We start from the raw sequence: 19,852 nt of genomic DNA, 5'->3' as shown, positions 1-19,852 counted from the left end.
TTTTAAGATATTGTTAGTTTCTTTTGTCTTTTCCCCAAAGGAGCTTCTGGCGGATGGTTTCGTAGAAACTTAAATTATTTGGTTGTACTAAAAGTATCTGGAAATCTGCCTTCTTTACTACAATTTCTGTATCTGTTTCAATGTGTATCAATCGTGAATCAAGCGAAAGAGAATACTGAGGAACTCTGCTTTCTACTCTGAATTTGATTTTAACACGGTCATTTACAACCAAAGGTCTTACATTAAGGTTGTGCGGAGCAATTGGGGTAATGACAAAATTTTCGTTATTGGGAGAGATAATAGGACCTCCACAACTCAAAGAATAGGCTGTAGAGCCTGTAGGTGTGGAAACGATAACTCCGTCTCCCCAAAAAACGTTTAGAAATTCATCATTGATATACGAATCTACCGTAATCATAGATGTTGTTTCTTTTCTTGAAATTGTAACATCGTTTAAAGCATAGGGAAAAACACCGTCTAAATCAGGTGAAACAACTTGAATAACTGAGCGACGACTTGTTTTTACATCTCCTTTTAATATAGAATCCAGTTCTTTAAAGGCTTCTTCTTTTGTAAAACTTGCTAAAAATCCTAATCTTCCGGTATTTACACCCACGATAGGAATTTCCAGATCTTCAATGAAAGTTAATGATGTTACAATGGTACCGTCTCCTCCAAACGTAAAGAAAAGGCTAACCTCTTTATCAAGAAGGTCTTGTTTGTTATTAAAAGTTTCGAAAATTTTTGAAAATTGAAGAGCTTCTGCCATTTCATCATACAAAACAGACTTTACACCTCTGTTTTCAAGCTCTGAAATAAACTTGCTTAAATATAAAAAAGTATCAAGATCTTTCTTCTGAGAATATATGGCTGCCTTCATTCTTTTTAAATTTCTATGAATTTTTGAAAAAATCCGAATCTGTCTTTGAACAAGTCTGATTTTTCATCAGAATAATATTTTTCAACGATTCTATAATCATATCGGTCAAAAGTTTCATCAATAGAACTCAGGTTTTCGTTACTTATTTTTATCGTGACATGAACGACTTCATCAGACATAAAACTAATGAAAGAACCATAAAACTTAGAGTTATTACTCTCAACAATATTAGCAATCTCTGTCATCGAATATTTTCTCGAAGGAGTCTCTATTGTGAGTATTGCTCCCGATTCTGAAAATAAAGGATATTTTGAGAAATCCTGAAAAACATCATCACAGCTAATGTATCCTAAATATTTTTCATTTTTATTAATGACCGGAATTATATTAGAATTGAATGTGTAGAATAGACGAATGCTATCCATGATATTATTATCCTCAAGAATTGCAAAACGCTCTATTTGATGTTCAAGACTTTTTAAAGTTCCTTCTTCTTCATAAAGAAAGTCTTTTGCGATAGCTCCGTAAAAAAGATTGGATTTTTTGATGAAAATATGAGAATATCCAAAATCATCTAATGTATTTCTTGCTGATTCTATTGAGTCAGAGAGAAGAAAACACGGGAAATCTTTCGAGATATAATCCTTGATAAACATTGTGCTAATTTATAAAAATTAAGCTATGTTTTTTCTGAAAACAAAACTTTTTTTTGATTTTATAAAAAAAAATGATTTTAAAATTTGTTTGTAATGAAAAAAAAAGTACCTTTGTCGCCTTTCATTTTTACTTTTTATTAGATTTATTTCAAACTGCACTGTCAACAAGACATATGCAGTTTTTTTATTTTAAGGCTTTTGCAAACTCCCACATTACAATTCCTCCGCAAACACTTACGTTTAAAGAGTGTTTTGTTCCCAACTGAGGAATTTCGATGAAAGAATCGATATTTTGTAATGCTTCATCACTTATTCCGTCTACTTCATTTCCTAAAATAACAGCATATTTTTTAGATTTGTCTATTGTAAAATCTGTGATCATTTTACTGTCGGTGGTTTGCTCTATTCCTACAACTTCGTAACCTTGAGATTTTAAATCATTAATTGCTGTATTTATGTCATTTTCATAGCTCCAATCAACACTTTCTGTTGCTCCTAACGCTGCTTTATGAATTTCACGATGTGGAGGCTGAGGTGTGATTCCGCAAAGAATGATTTTCTCAACCAAAAAAGCATCTGCCGTTCTGAAGGTTGCACCTACATTATGCATACTTCTTATATTATCCAGAATTACTATCAAAGGAATTTTTTCAACTTTTTTAAATGTTTCTACATCTATTCTGTTGAGTTCTTCCAGTTTTAATTTATGTACCAAAGTCTTATTTTGTTGTAGTTAATTTTCTTTATGTCTCTCCTATTTTTGAGGAAGAGCATATTTTTCATCCTGCAATTTACCAAAATTATAATTTTTGCTTTTTATAATTAAGAGTAAAATCTAGAATGGAAAAATCTTAAAAGTTGAGTTATTTTTTTAAGCCCATGATTTGATGAACGTTTCTTTCGATATTTTGAGATAAAGTTTCCATAGGAATATCATTTTCGTCATTGTTGAAAGGGTCTTCAATTTCTTCTGCGATTAATTCGAGACTCATCAATACATAATAAATAAACATGGTTAAAGGAATAATAAATGTTCCGATGTTGATAACGTATGCAATTGGCAAAGCGAAAACATACAGAATAATAAATTTTTTGATGAAAGATGAATAAGAATAGGGGATGGGTGTATTTTTAATTCTTTCACAACCTCCGCAAACTTCTAAAAAGCCTGAAAGCTGAGTGTCTAAATACATCATTTCTATGTCCGAAATTTTTCCTTCTTTTTTTAATTGGTTTAATTTGTAGGTCAAAAGAACAATAATTTCACTAGGTCCATGATGTTTCAATGATTTTTCAATTTCAGAATAATCTTCATCTAAAGCCAGTCTTGTTGATTCTTTAGAAAGATGTTTAGCTAAAAAGTGTGGAAAGAACTTTATATATCTTGCAATTTGTTCTGCATTTTGCCTGTCATCACCAAGAATAGTTTTAACTTTTACTGCAAAATTTCTTGTGTCATTTACTAATTTCCCCCAGAGTTTTCTTCCTTCCCACCATCTGTCGTAAGCTGTATTTGTTCTGAAAACCAATAATAAAGAAAGTACAAAGCCAAGCATGGAATGAATCATGCCTACATTGCTTATCCCGGATTTTGAAGTTAAATGAAGATACTCGATTTCCAGGTACATTATTCCCCAAGAATATAATCCTACAAGAAGCATGCTCGGGAAAAGAATTTTTAAAGTATCACTTTTATGTAAACTAAAAAGGATTTTCAGAAAATGTTTGGTATTATAAACTCTCATAAACGTAGTAAGTATCACAAAGATAATTTTTTTCACTTTTATAAACTTTATAGAAGTGGATAAATTAGAGGCAGAATTTTTTTTAAACTCAAAAAAACACTATTTTTATTTCGTATTAAATTTATTGTCAAATGATTCTCGAAAAAGTAGATGTTGTAAATGATATAAGCAAAGAAGATTTTCAAAAAAAATATTTTAAGAAGCAAAAGCCTCTTCTGATAAAGAATTTTGCAAGTCGTTGGGATGCTTTTGATAAATGGAATTTTGATTTTATCCGAGAAAAAGCAGGAGAACAGGAAGTTCCGTTATATGACAATAAACCGGCGGACGCATCTAAAAGCACAGATGCTCCCGTTACACACATGAAAATGAAGGATTATATTGATACCATCAAAAGTAAACCTTCAGATCTACGAATCTTCTTTTATATTATTACAGACAGATTGCCTGAATTGTTGAAAAATTTTACATATCCTGATTTGGGGATGAAATTTTTTAAGCGACTTCCCACTTTATTTTTCGGGGGAAGTGATGCGCACGTTATTATGCATTATGATGTAGATTTAGGGGATTTTTTACATGTTCATTTCGAAGGAAAAAAAAGGATTTTATTGTTTGACCAAAAGCAGTCTGATTTTTTATATAAAGTTCCGTTATCCGTTCACACAGTTTATGATTTAGATTTTGAAAATCCGGATTATGAAAAATTTCCGGCTTTAAAACAAGCCAAAGGTTTTGAAATTTTCATGGAACACGGCGATGCACTTTTTATTCCAGGAGCTTTTTGGCATTTTAACAGATACCTAGAGCCTGGTTTTTCATTGTCGCTTCGAGCGCTTCCTAACAAGCCATCTGTTTTTGCCAATATGCTATATCATGTTTTTATCATGAGATATACAGATAAAATCATGCGAAAATTTTTTAAGGCTAAATGGGTGAATTTTAAACAAAAATGGGCTTATGAGAAAAGCAATAAAGCACTAAAGAAATATTTACAAAACAATTCCTAGTTTTTAGATTAAACTCTAAAAAAAATCAAAAATAGAGGGGTTAAAATGTAATTAAGATAATCTTAAGCATTTTAATCCTTCTATTTTATTTCATATTTTTACCATCCGAATTTTAACAAATATTTTAATGGCAAAAGCGAAGAAAGAAACCCCGTTAATGATGCAGTATAATACCATCAAGGCAAAGTATCCTGATGCGCTTTTACTATTCAGAGTAGGAGATTTTTATGAAACTTTCGGGCAAGATGCTGTTAAAACTTCTCAGATTTTGGGGATTGTTCTTACAAAAAGAGCCAATGGAGAAGGACACATAGAATTAGCGGGTTTCCCTCATCATTCGGTAGATTCTTATCTTCCCAAATTGGTAAGAGCAGGAATGAGAGTTGCGATTTGTGACCAGTTGGAAGATCCAAAAATGGTAAAAGGAATCGTAAAAAGAGGAGTTACAGAATTGGTAACACCTGGTGTTACGTTCAACGATCAGGTCTTAAATTCAAAGAAAAATAATTTCCTGCTTTCTCTTCATAAAGAAAAAGAGAAGTTCGGGATTGCTTTGGTGGATATTTCTACGGGAGAATTTTTGGTAAGTGAAGGAAATTTAGAAAAACTACTTCATATTGTCAATACTTTTGATCCTAGTGAAATCATTTATCAGAGAAGTGTTCAGATTCCGGAACAGCTTAAAAATAAAAATGCCTTTAAACTAGAAGATTGGGCATATCAGTATAATTTTGCTTACGAAAAACTGACAAATCATTTTAAAACCAATTCGTTAAAAGGTTTTGGAGTTGAAAATCAACCGTTGGCAATTACGGCAGCAGGTGCTATTTTTGCCTATTTGGTAGAAGATACTCATCACAATTTATTATCTCACATTACCAAAATTCAGGTTATTCCACAAGAGGATTTTCTGATGATGGATAATTTTACGCTGAGAAATCTTGAGATTGTTTATCCAAGTAATGCACAAGGAAAATCTTTGCTGGATATTATTGATAAAACATCCACTCCGATGGGAGGAAGATTGTTAAGAAGAAGAATTATTTTACCATTAAAATCAGTTAATGAAATAAACAGAAGGCTTTCTTTAATTGATTTCCTGAACGAAAATGACGATCTAAAGTATAATATTTCTCAACTATTAAAATCTATCTCAGATTTAGACCGATTAATGGGAAAACTGGCGGCTGAAAAAATTTCACCTAAAGAATTAGGTTATCTTCGTCAAAGTTTGATTAATATTCATAAAATTAAGACTTTACTTCATCCTCACGCAGATGTTTTAGCTTGGTTAGAGCCTTTGTATGATCAGGAAGAATTGATTAAAATTTTGGAAAATCATCTTAATGAGGAACTTCCTGTTAATTTAGCCAAAGGAAATGTCATTAAAGAAGGAATCTCCGAAGAATTAGACCGATTAAGAGGTCTTCAAAGTAAAGGAAGAGGCTTTTTGGATGAAATGTGCCAGAGAGAAATCGAAAGAACAGGAATTTCAAGTCTTAAAATTGATTTTAATAATGTTTTCGGATATTTTATAGAAGTTCGAAATACCCATAAAGATAAAGTTCCGAGTGATTGGGTAAGAAAACAAACACTGGTAAACGCAGAACGTTACATTACCGAAGAACTGAAAGAATACGAAAATCAGATTCTTGGAGCTGAGGAAAAAATTGGAGTTTTAGAAAACGAATTGTATAGAAAAGTTTGTTCTGAAACCATGATTTATATCGATCAGATTCAGGAAAACTCAAATATTATCGCTCAATTGGATGTTGCGGTTGGTTTATCAGAATTAGCTGTTTCTGAAAGCTATACAAAACCTGTTTTGAATGAGGGTTTTGCAATTGATTTGAAAGAAGCGAGACATCCGATTATAGAAAATGCACTTCCTTTAGGAGAAAAATATATCCCGAATGATATTTTCTTAGACAAAGATTCTCAGCAAATCATTATGGTTACAGGACCGAATATGGCAGGTAAATCGGCTATTCTTCGTCAGACTGCGATTGTTTGTCTATTGGCTCAAATTGGTAGTTTTGTTCCTGCAAAACATGCTGAGATTGGAATTTTAGATAAAATTTTCACAAGAGTAGGAGCGACAGATAATATTTCTGCGGGAGAATCAACTTTCATGGTTGAAATGAATGAAGCAGCCAACATTTTGAATAATATTTCTGATAGAAGTTTAATTTTGTTAGACGAAATCGGACGTGGAACATCTACTTATGATGGTGTTTCCATTGCCTGGGCGATTGCGGAATATCTTCATCAGCATATAACTCAGGCAAAAACTTTGTTTGCCACGCATTATCATGAACTGAATGAAATGACCGTGAACTTTGAGCGTATTAAGAATTTCCATGTTTCTATTCAGGAGAATAAAGGGAATATTATTTTCTTAAGAAAGCTGGTTTCGGGAGGAAGTGAGCATAGCTTTGGTATTCATGTGGCAAAACTGGCGGGAATGCCGGCAAAAGTTGTAAACAGAGCCAACGAAATTCTTAAAACATTAGAAGCAAGTCGTTCCCAAAACGGAGGTTCTTCTGAAAGTATAAAAAGAGTGACAGAAGAAAATATGCAGCTTTCATTCTTCCAATTAGATGACCCTGTTTTAGAAAATATTCGAGAAGAATTAACGAAGATTGATATTAATACATTGACACCGATTGAGGCTTTAATGAAGCTTAATGCAATAAAAAAAATGATTGGGGAGTAAACCAATCATTTTTTATTTAGTCAAAATTTATTGTTAGAGGCATTTCTACTCTAGAACGGGCTTTTTTCCCATTAATTTCCGCAGGTATCCACTTCTCTTTAATTTTCTTAACCGCCCTAATGACTTCTTGATTGAAAGACTCATTTGTTCCGATAGCTTCTATATCCGTTAATGTTCCGTCTTTTTTGATAATAAAAATTATTTGAGATGTTTCTTTTTTCTGAGAATACTTTATTTTTCGCATTCTGAAATTTTCGGCAATCATTTTTCTAAATGTTTTGATTCCTTGAGGAAATTCAGCAGATTTTGTGCTGTAGAGAAAAACCTGATAGTTTTCTTGTTCTTGGAGTAACTGATCGTCAATTATTACTGAATCTTTTACTGATTCTTGTCCAAAAACCAATATGTTAAAGAGGATTGATAGAAATAGAATTATTTTCATAATGAGTTTTGCACAAAAATAGTATTTAATACTTCTTCAAAGTTAAAGGAAAAGTATAAAGATATCGCACAGGCTCACCGTTTATAGTGGCAGGTTTCCATCTTACAAACATTCTCCTTACGGCTATTTCTGCTGCTTGGGAGTGCTTTTTATCATCACCTGTTGCGGTAACATATCTTACATAGCCGTTTTTTTCAACAATGAAATATACCCGGGTGTTGATTTTATTAGATTTTACATCAATTACGTCCATTTTTTCGGCAAATTGTCTTTTAAAAGTTTCTGTTCCGCCGGGAAATTCGGGAGCAGTATCTGCTTTTGTTACCACATCATCGAGCTTCATTTTGGCTTTTATTATTCCATAATTCGGAACATTGGTAACACTGCTGAATTCAGGGGTATATGTTTCTGATTTTTGTGCAAATGTCATAAAACCAAATGATAACATCAAAAAAAGAATAGCTTTTTTCATAAGTCAATTTTTTGTTTTCTTACAGCAAAAAAAGAGCCTAAATACCTATATGAGCGAAAAAGAGTGGAGATTTTTCTGCAATTAGTTAAAATTCTTATTGAAAAAGAATTATTAAATTTGAGTATGAAGAATTTAATAAGTTTACTAATCTTGTTTCTGGGTGTTATTATTTTTAAGGCACAGCAAAAAGTAATTTCAATTGTGAAATATGAAGAGCTGGAAAAAAGAATACAAGAAGAGGGGGAAAAACTTCTTGTCGTGAATTTTTGGTCAACGACCTGTGCTCCTTGTGTGAAAGAGCTTCCTCATTTTATGGAAGTAAACAATAAAAATGCAGATAATCCCAAGTTCAAAATGATTTTGGTGTCTCTTGATAGACTTGTGGATAAAGAAAGGGTAATTAAGTTTATCAAAAATAAAAACCTTACTGCTGAGGTGATTTTGTTGGATGATATCAAAAGAATGAATACCTGGATTCCGCGTTTTGAAAAGAAATGGGATGGAAATATTCCTGTTACGATATTTTATAAAAACGGAGAGAAAGTTCATTTTAATGATGGTGAAATGAGCAAAGAAGAATTAGAAAATATTATTACAAAATACTTATAGACAATAACTTATGAAAAGTTTTAAAATTTTAATGACAGCTTTTGTTGTAGCACTCACAGCATTGAGTTTTACAACATTCAACAGAGATAAAGTAAATCAGTATGATAAAATTTCTTCTTCAAAAGGGTATGAAGTAGGAGATGAGGCGACCGATTTCAAGCTAAAAAATGTTGATGGGAAAATGGTTTCTTTGAGTGACTTTAAATCGGCAAAAGGATTTATTGTGATTTTTACATGCAACCATTGTCCGTATGCGAAAAAGTACGAAGACAGAATTATAGAGCTTGACAAGAAATACAAATATCAAGGATATCCTGTGATTGCAATTAATCCGAATGATCCGAATGTTCAGCCGGAAGACAGTTATGATAAAATGATTGAAAGAGCCAAGCAAAAAGGTTTTACCTTTCCTTATTTGCTTGATGAGGGGCAGAAAATTTATCCTCAATACGGAGCAACTAAAACGCCTCATGTTTTCCTTCTTCAAAAAGAAAATGGTAAAAATATCGTTAAATATATCGGAGCAATCGATAATAATTACGAAAACCCGAATGATGTTTCAGAATATTATGTTCAGGATGCGGTGAATGCTTTGATTAAAGGTGAAACTGTAAAAACAACAAAAACAGTTGCAATTGGATGCACAATAAAAGTCAAGAAATAATATATTTGATTTATAAAAAATCGGAATTCTTTGAACTCCGATTTTTTATGAATTAACATTTAAAATGATGAAATTAAAATTTAACCTCAAATATTTTATAGCAACAATTTTACTTTTCCTAATAGAAGTTTTAATTGCCACAAAACTTTCACATCTATTCTTTGTAAGGGCTTATCTCGGAGATGTAATCGTAGTGATTCTTCTTTATACTTTTGTGAAAAGTTTGATCCAAATAAATAATAATCAGAAATTAAATCTAGGTATTTTCCTTTTTTCCTGCGTAATAGAATTTGCACAATATTTTCATATTGCAGAAAAATTAGGCTTCAAAGTGGGAAGCCTAATGTACATCGTTATCGGAAATTCTTTCTCTTGGATTGATATTTTGTGCTATGTAGTTGGGTGTTTATTCGTTTCTCTATTTATCAAAATAAACGACTGAAAGATTATCTTCCAAAAGTGTCATTTAAATGAATAGCCATTGTGCTTAATAATTATAAATCAAATTTTCACAAGTTTTTAAGGTCTTTCCATTACTCTAGTCTACAAAAGCTTTATAATCATGCTCTTTAGTAATTCTATATTAATCAAAATTTTTAAGATTCAAATCCTGGGCAATCAGCCAAGCTTCACTCCAACATGCCTGAAAATTAAAACCACCTGTTACGGCATCAATATTCAAAACCTCTCCGGCAATGTAAAAGTTGGGCAAAATTTTAGAAGACATATTTTTGAAGTTAATTTCCTTTAAATCTACACCTCCTGCAGTTACAAATTCATCTTTGAAGGTAGATTTTCCTGTTACATGGAATTTCTTTTTGCATAAATTTTCCAGAATTTTCTGTATTTCTTTTCCCGAAATATTGGCAACTTGCTTGTTCAAATCAACTTTTGAAACTTCTAAAATTCTTTGCCAAAAACGAATGGTAATATCAAAAATTTTCGATTGTCCGATTGTTTTCTTTGGGTTTGACTGTTTAAAATTATGGAATAATTCTTCTGCTTCCTGTAAAGATTTTGATATGAAATTAACTTCAATTTCAAATTGATATTTAAGTTTTGCCAAATTAATAGCTTCCCACGCTGAAATTTTAAGGATTGCAGGACCTGAAAGGCCCCAATGCGTAATCAATAAAGGTCCGCTTTCTTCTGTTTTTAACTTAGGAATTGAGGTTTCTGCCAACTCAAAACTCGTTCCGGCTAAGTCTTTCAATAAATCGTCTTTAATGTTGAAAGTAAAAAGCGAAGGAACTAAATCAACAATTTTGTGGCCTAAATTTTCAATAATTTTGAGTGATTTAGGAGAGCTTCCTGTTGTATAAATTATATAATCTGCTTCAAAATCACCTAAACTTGTTTTAACTAAATATTTGTCTTCTTGTTTTGTAATTTCTTTGACAGAACATTTGGTCTTTACATCAACTTTTTTGTGCTGAATTTCATTCAAAAAAGTATTGATAATTGTTTGAGAAGAGTTACTTTCTGGGAAAATTCTGTTATCGTTTTCTATCTTCAACGAAACTTTTCGTTTTTCAAACCAATCCATTGTGTCTCCTGGTTGAAATTTGTTGAAAACACTTAGCAACTCTTTGTTTCCGCGAGGGTAAAACTGAACCAGTTCTCTCGGGTCAAAACAAGCATGAGTTACATTACAACGACCTCCTCCAGAAATTTTTACTTTCTGAAGTACATCTGAGTTCTGTTCAAGAATTGTAATTTTATATTGGGTTTCGTCAAGATTTGATGCACAGAAAAAACCTGCGGCACCGCCTCCGATAATAATTATTTGCTTCATAATATTTGCAATCTTATGCTCAAGATTATTTTTCCAAAAGTACAATTTTTATAAACCATCTTATTTGAGTAATTTTGAAGATTATAATTTAATGATTTTAAAACAGAAAATTAAATGATTTTTTACCATAAATTCGAAGTTCGTTGGAGTGATCTTGATGCGAATAAACATTTAGCAAATTCATCATACGTTCAATATTGTGCACAGGCAAGAATGGCTTTTATGACAAAAGAAAAAATGGGGGTAACCCAGATGAGCCGTTGGGGAATCGGACCCGTGATTTTGCATGAAAGATATTCTTTTTTCAAAGAGATTTATGCGGATCAAACAGTGATTGTAAGTGTAGAAATTGATGGATGTTCTGAAGATTCATCTATTTACAGATTTTTACATAAGTTCTATACTCCTGATGGTATGCATTGTGCAACAGCAGAAGCTACAGGCGTTTGGATTGATATGATGTTGAGAAAAATGACAACTCCACCAGATGATGTTGTAGAAGCAATGAACAAGTACAAATCTCCTGAAACGGAGGTTTTAACAAGAGAGCAATTTAAGAAATTCCCTTTCCATCCGCATAATATTGATCCCTCGGAACTTGTTTAAAATGGTTAATGTTTAATACTCTGAATTATATTTTCAGCTATTATTCATTACTAATAACTCAAATTTTATATTAAAAATATGTTTGAAGATAAATCACAGGAATTAACGCCAATTTCTAAATTAGGAGAATTTGGGTTAATTAAACATTTAACAGAACATTTTCCTCTATCAAACGATTCTTCGGAGCTTGGAGTGGGAGATGATGCGGCAGTTATCAATCCGGATAATAAAAAAGTTGTTGTTACAACCGATGTTTTGGCGGAAGGAGTTCATTTTAATTTAGGATATGTTCCGTTGAAACATTTAGGATATAAAGCTGTTGTGGTAAACCTGAGTGATATTGCGGCAATGAATGCAACACCTACTCAAATTTTGGTTTCTTTAGCCGTTTCCAATCGTTTTCCTGTAGAAGCTTTAGAGGAAATTTATGCAGGAATACAAACAGCTTGTAATCGTTATAAAGTAGATTTGATTGGCGGAGATACTACAAGTTCTAATTCCGGTCTTGTGATGAGTATTACTGCAATAGGAATTGAAAATGAAGAAAATATAGTCAAAAGAAGTGGAGCGAAACCGAATGATTTGCTTGTTGCAACAGGTGATTTGGGAGGAGCTTATATGGGTCTTCAGATTTTAGAAAGAGAGCACGCTGTGTTTTTAGCAGATCCGAATATGCAGCCTGAAATGGAAGGATATGACTATATTTTAGAAAGACAATTGAAACCTGAAGCCAGAACAGATGTGAAAGGAATTTTGGAGCAGTTGGATATCAAGCCGACTTCTATGATAGATATTTCAGATGGTTTGGCTTCAGAAATTCTCCATCTTTCAGATCAATCTAAAGTTGGATTTAGACTATATGAAGAGAAAATACCTATGGATAGTCTTACTATCTCTACAGCAGATCAATTTAATTTAAATCCTGTAATGGCAGCATTGAGTGGAGGAGAAGACTATGAATTGCTGTTTACGATCTCTCCAAACGATTTTGATAAGATTAAAAATCACCCGGATTTTACCATTATCGGTCATGTTGTTGAAAAGGAAGAAGGAAACTTTATGGTGGCAAGAGGTTCTAACCAATTAGTTGCTTTAACAGCGCAAGGTTGGAATGCTTTTTTAGGAAATAATAAAGAATAGATTAAATTACTTATATGCAGAAAACCACTACTTCTTCGGTAGTGGTTTTGTTTTTTAATAAGGTTCTTGATCTGTGCATCTAGGATCTCCAGGAGGGCAGTAAGTTCCCCCACCTCCTGTTCCTCCCCCTCCAACAGAAACACATTGTCCTGGGTTTCCATCATCAGCCATTTCACAAGCTTTACCGAAAGTGCATTCACAATCTGTCCAGCAATAAGCGGAATCTCCGTTCATATGGCAGTTGCCAGGGCCGCCACCAAGAATTGAGGATAAATCTTTTCTTAAAAGTTTTTTGAAGTTTTTCATAGTAAATTGGTGTTAAAGTTTGTATTCTAAAAATAGTGAAAAAATGGTATGTTTAGTTTTGTATATTTAAAAATTAAAAAGATGAAAGAAAGTTATATGTTATAAGAGATCAGGAGTAAGTTGGTGTAAAGTCATAAACTTTGTATAGCGAGATTATTAATAGAGCAATTAGAAGGATTTTTCAGATAAAATTAAAGAAAAAACAGGAGTAGGTAAGTATGAGCGATATAGAAGAAAAAAATAAATCCAAAATTACAAGGAAACAGTATATTCAATTTGCATTTGTAATGATTGTTATGCTCAGTTTATTTATACTTTTTGTTTATTACATGTCAAATAATAGGCAAAAAGAAATACAAGAAATAAATATAGATTATTCTTTTACCAAAGGAGTTATAACAAGAATAAGCCTATATAAAGGACATCATATATTTGTCAAATTTAAAATAGGTAATTCCATAATAGGAGGATCTGATGGAATGCAAAAGCCTACAAATAAAAAGGTTGGAGATTCTATATGGATAAAATATTCGAATGATAACCCCAAAAGTTTCATTACTGAGCTAAATAATGGCTATTAAATAAAAAAACAAAAAGATGAAAGAAGATTATGTTATAATAGCTCAAAGTCACAGACTTTGCATAGCAGGGCTTTGCGCAGTGGGACAAATAAAAAGATATGAAAAATGTATTATTGTTATTATTGCTATTAAATTGTAATTCAAAAGGTGAATTACATAACGAAGTCAATTTAAAAAATATATATAAAATAACTTATAATAACCATATTATTGAAGAAAAGGATAAGGATAATTTAGTTGATTTGATAGGAATATTAAAACATAGTGATGGTATTTGGAAATTTTATAAGAAGCAACCGCTTATATTGCAATATGAGAATAAAGAAATTGATACAATATATACCAATGGTTTTGTTTTTCAATACAAAGACAAATATTTTGTTTCAAAAAAAAATTTATTAATTCAGTATCAATAAGGCGTCTCCTTCCAGCTCAAAGTCACAGACTTTGAGCTGGAAATTGTAACCATATCAGCTTAGCTTTTAACAGATAAAACACATAAGCGATTGCTTAAAAGCAGGAGGTTATTTGCAGAGGGCTTTTCATCAAAAAAGTTTTACATTTATAATGAAAAGGCAAAGAGGTTAATGATTAACGCCATAATTTACGACTTAGAAAATGGAAAGTTTAGAATTTATTTTTTATATTATTAAAAGAAGAAGTTTGTTCTTTATTGAAGATAGTAATGACTATTTTAGATATGTTGAAGGCTATATTGCTGGGAGTAGAAATGAGCAGTTGTATATTTTTTTTAAAACATTTAGACAATATTTAATTGGTAATAATAATTTACGAGATTTTGAGAATAGACCATTACATTTATTAATAAACTTTTTAACAGTTTACAATTATGAATCATTAAACTTTTTAAATAGGGAGTTGATTAATTTTTTAAAGGATGATAGAACTCAGGAGCTTGAAATAGTTCGTGAATATTCTAAGAAATATGATTTAAGTGTTTTGATTAATACTTATGTGGATTAAAAGTAAAGAGACTTTCATAACATAAATTCTACGGGAATGCAGGGGCAAATTCAAAACGTAATAGATGGTCATTGAGTGGCTAAGTTTTTGTATTGAAATGCAGAAATAATAATCTTCCATATAATGAATATTTTAATATCCTTAAATTTTTCAGAAGAGAATGAATGGCATAAAGATTTATATCTAAATATTCCAACAATAGATGTTGAGGAAATATTGGATACATATTATTTCTTAATTGATAAGAGTTTTATGCCAAATTTAGAGAATAAGCAGAAGGTTATTTTAAGTTTAACAGATAATTTTAAATATTGGATTTTGAGAACAGAAGCCCTGAATAAAGGTGAGACTGTTGCTTTTCCAATTGATTTATCAGATGAGTATATTGGTTTCCTTTTAATAAATGCATTAGATGAAAATGTACTTTCTGTAAGGTATGGGAGTACTCAAGAGATTACAGGATGGCAAATTAATGCACATAATCCTGAGCAATTCGACTTAAAGTATTTAAATGATACTGATATTTCAGACTCTGAATTGATTATTACTAAGGAGGATTTTATAAATGATATCAAGAGAAATATAAACAACCTCCACGCTGCGCAAAGTCTGTGACTTTGAGCTGGATGTGAATATATCAGCTTTGTAAAGTTTATAGCTTTTAGCAGATAAAATACATAAACCACTGTTTTTAAGCAGTGGTTTATGTGTTTCAGTGTTTTTCATCAGAAAAATTTTACATTTATAATAAAAAGAAAAAGATGAAAGAAGATTATGCTATAATAGCTCAAAGTTATAAACTTTGCGTAGCGGGAGAATAAGAGAGCAAAATGAATGACAAAGCAGAAAATTTAGTAAATGAACTTTTTGACAATCCTATAAAATTTAATAATAATAAATTTAAGGGATATGAACTCTTAGAAGAGTTTCAGAAAGGATTAGATTTAGAGGTTTTGATTTTAATATTGAAAAGTGATGATCCACATATATATAATATTGGAATATCAATAGCTTCTGAACTAACTTCATCACAGTGTTCATACTTAATATTACATTTAATACCACTACTAAAAAAAGTGAATGAACAATTGAATTTTTATTATCTTTTAGAAGCTATATTTAAGGGCTCCTATGAAAGAGAATATAATAAATTTGTTTATGTTACTAAAATAGTAGAAGTAGAAGATATTGATAATATTGATTCTGCAATGTATTTTATATCTATGGCGAATAATGAACAGATTCAAGCTTGTTATAAGTACTATAGTGGGGTAAACAACGAAACAATGAAGTACGGGCTATTAAACTTATTAAACTTTAATAAATTAGATTTTGACTCAATTATGGAACTAATAAAAAGTGATCAGAGTATAAATCAAATTTTCGGAGTAATTATAGCAAAAAAAGTATATGATATATATCCTGAATTAATTACTGAAAGCTCTTTAAGTATAAATGAAATTGTCAAAAACTTTGCTCAAAATGTGCTAGAAGACAATGAAGAAATAGATTATTGATTCTGCTGCGCAAAGTTTATAACTTTGAGCTAACAATAAAAAATTGCTGCATAAGGTCTGTGACTTTAAGTGGGTATTTAATACATCAGCTTTGTAAGGTTTATACCTTGCAGATAAAACACATAAACCACTGTTTTTAAGCAATGGTTTATGTATTTCAGTGGTTTTTCATCAAAAAGTTTTACATTTATAATAAAAAGAAAAAGATGAAAGAAGATTATGCTATAATAGCTCAAAGTCACAGACTTTGCGCAGCGGGGGCAGCGGGGAAAGGTAATAATTTAAAATATCATAGACCGTGTGAAAAAGATCCTACAGGAAAAAGGAAATGGTAATGAATAAAAAAGAATTCTATAAAATTTTTATACCCGCAATAGAAAAGGCTTTTAAAGAAGACAGTATAAATTATGGCTTTTATGTGAAAGACCCCACAGAGTATTTAAATAAAGAAGAGTTAATTGAAATAGAGAAATATCTGGAAAATAATGAAGATAAGATGATTTCACTGAAAAGATTGCTTATTATTTTGATGCTAAATCACATAATTTCCCATCAATTCAAAATATAGAAATTAGCGAGTACAAAAAAGAACTAATTAATGAAATTTCAAAAATAAGAAAGGAACTTTCAATAGTCTAAAGTAGTTTTATCCCCGTTGCGCAAAGTTTATAACTTTGAGCTAACAATAAAAAATTGCTGCATAAGGTCTGTGACTTTAAGCTGGAAGTCACTTTATAAATTAGTTAATAACAAAATAGGCTGTCTCAAAAGTGAGACAGCCTATTTTTAGTTTTATGGAAAAATCTATTTTTATTTTTAAGCTTTTACAATGTTTATAATCACTTCAGCTGCCTTCTCCATACTTTCCAAAGCTACATATTCGTAAGGTCCGTGGAAGTTAATTCCTCCTGCAAAAATATTCGGACAAGGTAATCCCATATAAGATAATTGTGCACCATCTGTTCCTCCTCTAATAGCCTTAATTTTAGGTTCAATTCCAGCTTCTTTCATTGCAGCAGCAGCGATGTCGATAATGTGCATTTTGCCTTCAAATTGCTGTTTCATGTTTCTGTATTGCTCCTTAATTTCAATTTCGGCAGTACCATCACCATGTTTTGCATTAAATTCAGCAACTTTTTCTTCCATGAATTTTTTTCTGGCTTCAAATTTATCGGCATCGTGATCACGGATGATATATTGAAGTTTCGCTTCAGAAATATCAGCGTTTAAATCCATTAAATGATAAAATCCGTCAAAACCTTTTGTGGTAGCCGGAGTTTCGTTTGCAGGAAGCATTTGAGCAAATTCAGAAGCCAATAAAGCTGCGTTAATCATTTTTCCGTAAGCATACCCCGGGTGAACACTCAATCCGTGGATTTTCACGACTGCTCCGGCTGCATTGAAGTTTTCATATTCCAATTCCCCAACTTCTCCGCCATCCATTGTATACGCAAATTCAGCTCCGAATTTAGCAACATCAAACTTGTGTGCTCCTCTTCCGATTTCTTCATCAGGAGTAAATCCAACAGCAATTCTTCCGTGCTTAATTTCAGGATGAGCAATTAAATATTCTGCAGCCGTTACAATTTCGGCACAACCCGCTTTGTCATCAGCTCCCAAAAGTGTAGTTCCGTCAGTTGTAATTAAAGTCTGACCGATATATTTTTTTAAACTTTCAAATTTTGAAGAAGACAGAGTAAAACCTGTTTCTTTATTCAAAACCAAATCACCTCCGTCATAATTTTTCCAAATTTGAGGATTTACGTTTTCTCCGCTGAAATCAGGTGAAGTATCATAATGTGAAATAAATCCAATAGTTGGTTTATCATCATTTTCAAGATTTGAAGGTACATATCCCATGATATAACCATTTTCATCAATCGAAACATCTTCAAGACCTATCGTTTTCAGTTCTTCAGTAATATAGTTGGCGATATTCCACTGTCTTTCTGTAGAAGGCGTGGTTTCGCTTTCAGCATCACTTGTTGAATAGATTTTTACATAATTAAGAAAACGGTTCAGTAATTTTTCTTTCCACAATTGGTTGAATTTCATAAACTAAATATTATTTAAGCAAATTTAAGTTTAATTTAAATGATAGAAAAATTTTTTAATATGACAAGTTTTGTCGCTTCCTGATAATAGTTTTGATTAAAAAATTAGAAATGAGAAACATTTATGATGGATTTACTTTTGTGAAAGCTTTATCACTTAGTAATCCAATAGGAATATTGAATAATAATTCATTGAAAAACAAGACTGAAGAAATCCCTTTTTTGCATGCAGTAGTAGAGTTTAGAACAGTGCATAAAACCTACGATGGAAGTTTTGGCTTTGATTGGTATCGAAAAAAAGATAATGGTCAATCTTATGGTATAACGTATAAATACTTTATTAAAAGTGGATACAAAGACGGTAGAACAAACTTAAAACCAGAAGAAGCAATTAATCGTTTTTTAGATATGTATGAGGAAATTCCAATTAATATGGTATCTAGAAAAAGTCAAAAAGAGAGAGAACTAAGAAACTATCAAGTTCCATATCTTTCAATGTTTTCAAAAGAAACTGTGGAAGCAATGAAACTTCCAAAAGAGATTACTCAGCCTCAGTTTAGTATTACCTTGTCTGCCATAGTAGAAATTGCCAGAAACTCTGTCCTAGAGTTTGAATATGATACTACACTCTTTGATGTCACTCCCAAAACACTTGCTGATAAATCTGCAGAAAAAGGAATACGTCAATCCAAAACAAAAGAAATCACCATTACCTGCAAAAAAGATTTGGATAGTAATAAAGAAATTAGGATTTACGCTTATCCACAGGATAAGAAATACAAAAAATCTTTGGCGGGTAAAATCACAGTATTGCAAAACGATGATAAAGTAAGGAAAACTGTAAATTTTGCTCTTGTAAATGTGAAAACTAAAATAAAAGATGAAGAATTTACAGGTAATATACAACCTAAAGAGACCGACACTTTAAGAAAAGCAATGTATCAGTGTTTGATTATGCCGCATATTTTTTATGATGAAAAAGTACCTTTTGATTTAAGCAAAGATGAAAATTTTAAAATTATAAAAGATAACTTTGGAAATGATAAATACGGAAAATATATCTGTCGTAATACTTCGCCTGATGTAAAATGGACAGACGGAGGAATATTTCATTCTTCTGACTATACTGATTGTCATGATTATGTAAAAAAACTTTATATTTCAAAGAATAAGTTTTTTTTAAAGAGCATTTTCTACAAAAACTTAAATGAACAGATTGATGAGGAATATCTTAATACTAATGTTTTTACAGTATTTGCTTTTCAAGAAGATTCTTTTAAAACTTTTCGTTCTCCTATTTTTAAAGACAATCATGCTTTGGAAGGAGAGGTAAAAGGAATAGACAAAAATACGGCAATGCTTTTCAAAAGTTTGTATAGTACCCAAAGAAAAGATGATACGTCTTTGGCTCATGAAGTTTTACATGGGTTAGGAGTTTATCATACTCATATGGATGAAAACCCAATTCCTACATCAAGAATCCTGTGTACTTTTGAAGAAAAATCAACAGATAATTACATGTCTTACAGAGCGGTGGAATCAGACGGCACTTTAGATGGGGAAGAAAGGGAGACGTTATGGAGATGGCAGTGGAAAATAGCTAACACAAACATACCTAGGATAGAAAATGATCCCCAATAGTCCCATTCTAGGTACATGGCTTAAGTTCAACATG

General features: G+C 31.4%; 24 protein-coding genes. 15 read left to right on the top strand and 9 right to left on the bottom strand.

The window, feature by feature from the left end; translation table 11 throughout:
- Positions 1-13: 13 nt before the first annotated feature.
- The 4 genes from OH806_RS05095 to OH806_RS05080 form a co-directional block, all read right to left on the bottom strand.
- On the bottom strand, positions 14-880 hold the full coding sequence (locus tag OH806_RS05095; protein WP_264742590.1) for an NAD kinase: 867 nt from the start codon (positions 878-880) through the stop codon (positions 14-16).
- A gap of 5 nt (positions 881-885) precedes the next feature.
- The gene (locus OH806_RS05090; RefSeq protein ID WP_264742589.1) at positions 886-1,536 is read right to left on the bottom strand and encodes a CBS domain-containing protein; all 651 of its coding nucleotides are present in this window, start codon (positions 1,534-1,536) and stop codon (positions 886-888) included.
- Positions 1,537-1,720: 184 nt separating this feature from the next.
- Positions 1,721-2,251, bottom strand: a complete 531-nt coding sequence (locus tag OH806_RS05085; protein ID WP_264742588.1) for an RNA methyltransferase — start codon at positions 2,249-2,251, stop codon at positions 1,721-1,723.
- Positions 2,252-2,399: 148 nt separating this feature from the next.
- On the bottom strand, positions 2,400-3,317 hold the full coding sequence (locus OH806_RS05080) for a bestrophin family protein (protein WP_264742587.1): 918 nt from the start codon (positions 3,315-3,317) through the stop codon (positions 2,400-2,402).
- 95 nt (positions 3,318-3,412) lie between these two features.
- Between OH806_RS05080 and OH806_RS05075 the strand changes: the two genes are divergently transcribed.
- A complete protein-coding gene (locus OH806_RS05075; RefSeq protein WP_264742586.1) occupies positions 3,413-4,291 on the top strand; it encodes a cupin-like domain-containing protein in 879 nt (292 codons plus the stop codon).
- A 127-nt stretch (positions 4,292-4,418) separates the two neighbouring features.
- Positions 4,419-7,007: a DNA mismatch repair protein MutS gene (gene mutS, locus OH806_RS05070; protein ID WP_264742585.1), complete on the top strand. Its 2,589-nt coding sequence runs from the start codon at positions 4,419-4,421 to the stop codon at positions 7,005-7,007.
- Positions 7,008-7,023: 16 nt separating this feature from the next.
- Here the strand turns inward: mutS and OH806_RS05065 are convergent, their stop codons facing one another.
- Positions 7,024-7,449 (bottom strand): energy transducer TonB, encoded by a 426-nt coding sequence (locus OH806_RS05065; RefSeq protein ID WP_264742584.1) that lies wholly within the window; start codon positions 7,447-7,449, stop codon positions 7,024-7,026.
- A 25-nt stretch (positions 7,450-7,474) separates the two neighbouring features.
- Positions 7,475-7,921, bottom strand: a complete 447-nt coding sequence (locus OH806_RS05060; RefSeq protein ID WP_264742583.1) for an energy transducer TonB — start codon at positions 7,919-7,921, stop codon at positions 7,475-7,477.
- Positions 7,922-8,044: 123 nt separating this feature from the next.
- Between OH806_RS05060 and OH806_RS05055 the strand changes: the two genes are divergently transcribed.
- From OH806_RS05055 to OH806_RS05045, 3 genes are all read left to right on the top strand, one after another.
- Positions 8,045-8,530, top strand: a complete 486-nt coding sequence (locus OH806_RS05055) for a TlpA disulfide reductase family protein (RefSeq protein WP_264742582.1) — start codon at positions 8,045-8,047, stop codon at positions 8,528-8,530.
- A 10-nt stretch (positions 8,531-8,540) separates the two neighbouring features.
- Positions 8,541-9,194 carry a thioredoxin family protein gene (locus OH806_RS05050; protein ID WP_264742581.1) on the top strand — a complete coding sequence of 218 codons (654 nt, stop codon included), beginning with the start codon at positions 8,541-8,543 and terminating at the stop codon, positions 9,192-9,194.
- Positions 9,195-9,261: 67 nt separating this feature from the next.
- Positions 9,262-9,636: a ribosomal maturation YjgA family protein gene (locus tag OH806_RS05045; protein WP_264742977.1), complete on the top strand. Its 375-nt coding sequence runs from the start codon at positions 9,262-9,264 to the stop codon at positions 9,634-9,636.
- Positions 9,637-9,777: 141 nt separating this feature from the next.
- Here OH806_RS05045 and OH806_RS05040 read toward each other — a convergent pair whose 3' ends face one another.
- Entirely contained in the window at positions 9,778-10,989 is a 1,212-nt protein-coding gene (locus tag OH806_RS05040; protein ID WP_264742580.1) for a BaiN/RdsA family NAD(P)/FAD-dependent oxidoreductase, read from the bottom strand.
- Between the two features lie 114 nt (positions 10,990-11,103).
- On the opposite strand from OH806_RS05040, the gene OH806_RS05035 reads away from it, so the two are divergent.
- Together OH806_RS05035 and thiL are read left to right on the top strand one after the other, a co-directional pair.
- Positions 11,104-11,595, top strand: a complete 492-nt coding sequence (locus OH806_RS05035) for an acyl-CoA thioesterase (protein ID WP_264742579.1) — start codon at positions 11,104-11,106, stop codon at positions 11,593-11,595.
- A 78-nt stretch (positions 11,596-11,673) separates the two neighbouring features.
- Positions 11,674-12,735, top strand: coding sequence for a thiamine-phosphate kinase (thiL, locus tag OH806_RS05030; protein ID WP_264742578.1), 1,062 nt, complete (start codon positions 11,674-11,676; stop codon positions 12,733-12,735).
- A 54-nt stretch (positions 12,736-12,789) separates the two neighbouring features.
- Here thiL and OH806_RS05025 read toward each other — a convergent pair whose 3' ends face one another.
- On the bottom strand, positions 12,790-13,041 hold the full coding sequence (locus OH806_RS05025; RefSeq protein WP_264742577.1) for a hypothetical protein: 252 nt from the start codon (positions 13,039-13,041) through the stop codon (positions 12,790-12,792).
- 218 nt (positions 13,042-13,259) lie between these two features.
- Between OH806_RS05025 and OH806_RS05020 the strand changes: the two genes are divergently transcribed.
- The 7 genes from OH806_RS05020 to OH806_RS04990 all read left to right on the top strand — a co-directional run bounded on the left by OH806_RS05020 (position 13,260) and on the right by OH806_RS04990 (position 16,691).
- Positions 13,260-13,622 carry a hypothetical protein gene (locus OH806_RS05020; RefSeq protein WP_264742576.1) on the top strand — a complete coding sequence of 121 codons (363 nt, stop codon included), beginning with the start codon at positions 13,260-13,262 and terminating at the stop codon, positions 13,620-13,622.
- A 98-nt stretch (positions 13,623-13,720) separates the two neighbouring features.
- Positions 13,721-14,038 carry a hypothetical protein gene (locus tag OH806_RS05015; RefSeq protein ID WP_264742575.1) on the top strand — a complete coding sequence of 106 codons (318 nt, stop codon included), beginning with the start codon at positions 13,721-13,723 and terminating at the stop codon, positions 14,036-14,038.
- A gap of 202 nt (positions 14,039-14,240) precedes the next feature.
- Positions 14,241-14,606, top strand: a complete 366-nt coding sequence (locus OH806_RS05010) for a hypothetical protein (RefSeq protein WP_264742574.1) — start codon at positions 14,241-14,243, stop codon at positions 14,604-14,606.
- A gap of 123 nt (positions 14,607-14,729) precedes the next feature.
- Positions 14,730-15,221: a hypothetical protein gene (locus OH806_RS05005; protein WP_264742573.1), complete on the top strand. Its 492-nt coding sequence runs from the start codon at positions 14,730-14,732 to the stop codon at positions 15,219-15,221.
- Positions 15,222-15,436: 215 nt separating this feature from the next.
- A complete protein-coding gene (locus OH806_RS05000) occupies positions 15,437-16,123 on the top strand; it encodes a hypothetical protein (RefSeq protein ID WP_264742572.1) in 687 nt (228 codons plus the stop codon).
- Positions 16,124-16,329: 206 nt separating this feature from the next.
- Positions 16,330-16,458: a hypothetical protein gene (locus tag OH806_RS04995; protein WP_264742571.1), complete on the top strand. Its 129-nt coding sequence runs from the start codon at positions 16,330-16,332 to the stop codon at positions 16,456-16,458.
- A complete protein-coding gene (locus OH806_RS04990) occupies positions 16,458-16,691 on the top strand; it encodes a hypothetical protein (RefSeq protein WP_264742570.1) in 234 nt (77 codons plus the stop codon). The genes OH806_RS04995 and OH806_RS04990 overlap by 1 nt, the downstream gene beginning before the upstream one ends.
- Before the next feature lie 248 nt (positions 16,692-16,939).
- On the opposite strand, the gene pepT is transcribed toward OH806_RS04990, so the two are convergent.
- Positions 16,940-18,178, bottom strand: a complete 1,239-nt coding sequence (pepT, locus tag OH806_RS04985; RefSeq protein WP_264742569.1) for a peptidase T — start codon at positions 18,176-18,178, stop codon at positions 16,940-16,942.
- A 110-nt stretch (positions 18,179-18,288) separates the two neighbouring features.
- On the opposite strand from pepT, the gene OH806_RS04980 reads away from it, so the two are divergent.
- Positions 18,289-19,818 carry a hypothetical protein gene (locus OH806_RS04980; protein WP_264742568.1) on the top strand — a complete coding sequence of 510 codons (1,530 nt, stop codon included), beginning with the start codon at positions 18,289-18,291 and terminating at the stop codon, positions 19,816-19,818.
- Positions 19,819-19,852 lie beyond the last annotated feature (34 nt).

It is taken from the genome of Chryseobacterium oryctis (assembly GCF_025971925.1).
Classification (GTDB): domain Bacteria; phylum Bacteroidota; class Bacteroidia; order Flavobacteriales; family Weeksellaceae; genus Chryseobacterium; species Chryseobacterium oryctis.
Note: the sequence above shows the minus strand (reverse complement) of the source record. Positions and strands in the feature narration are given on the sequence as shown.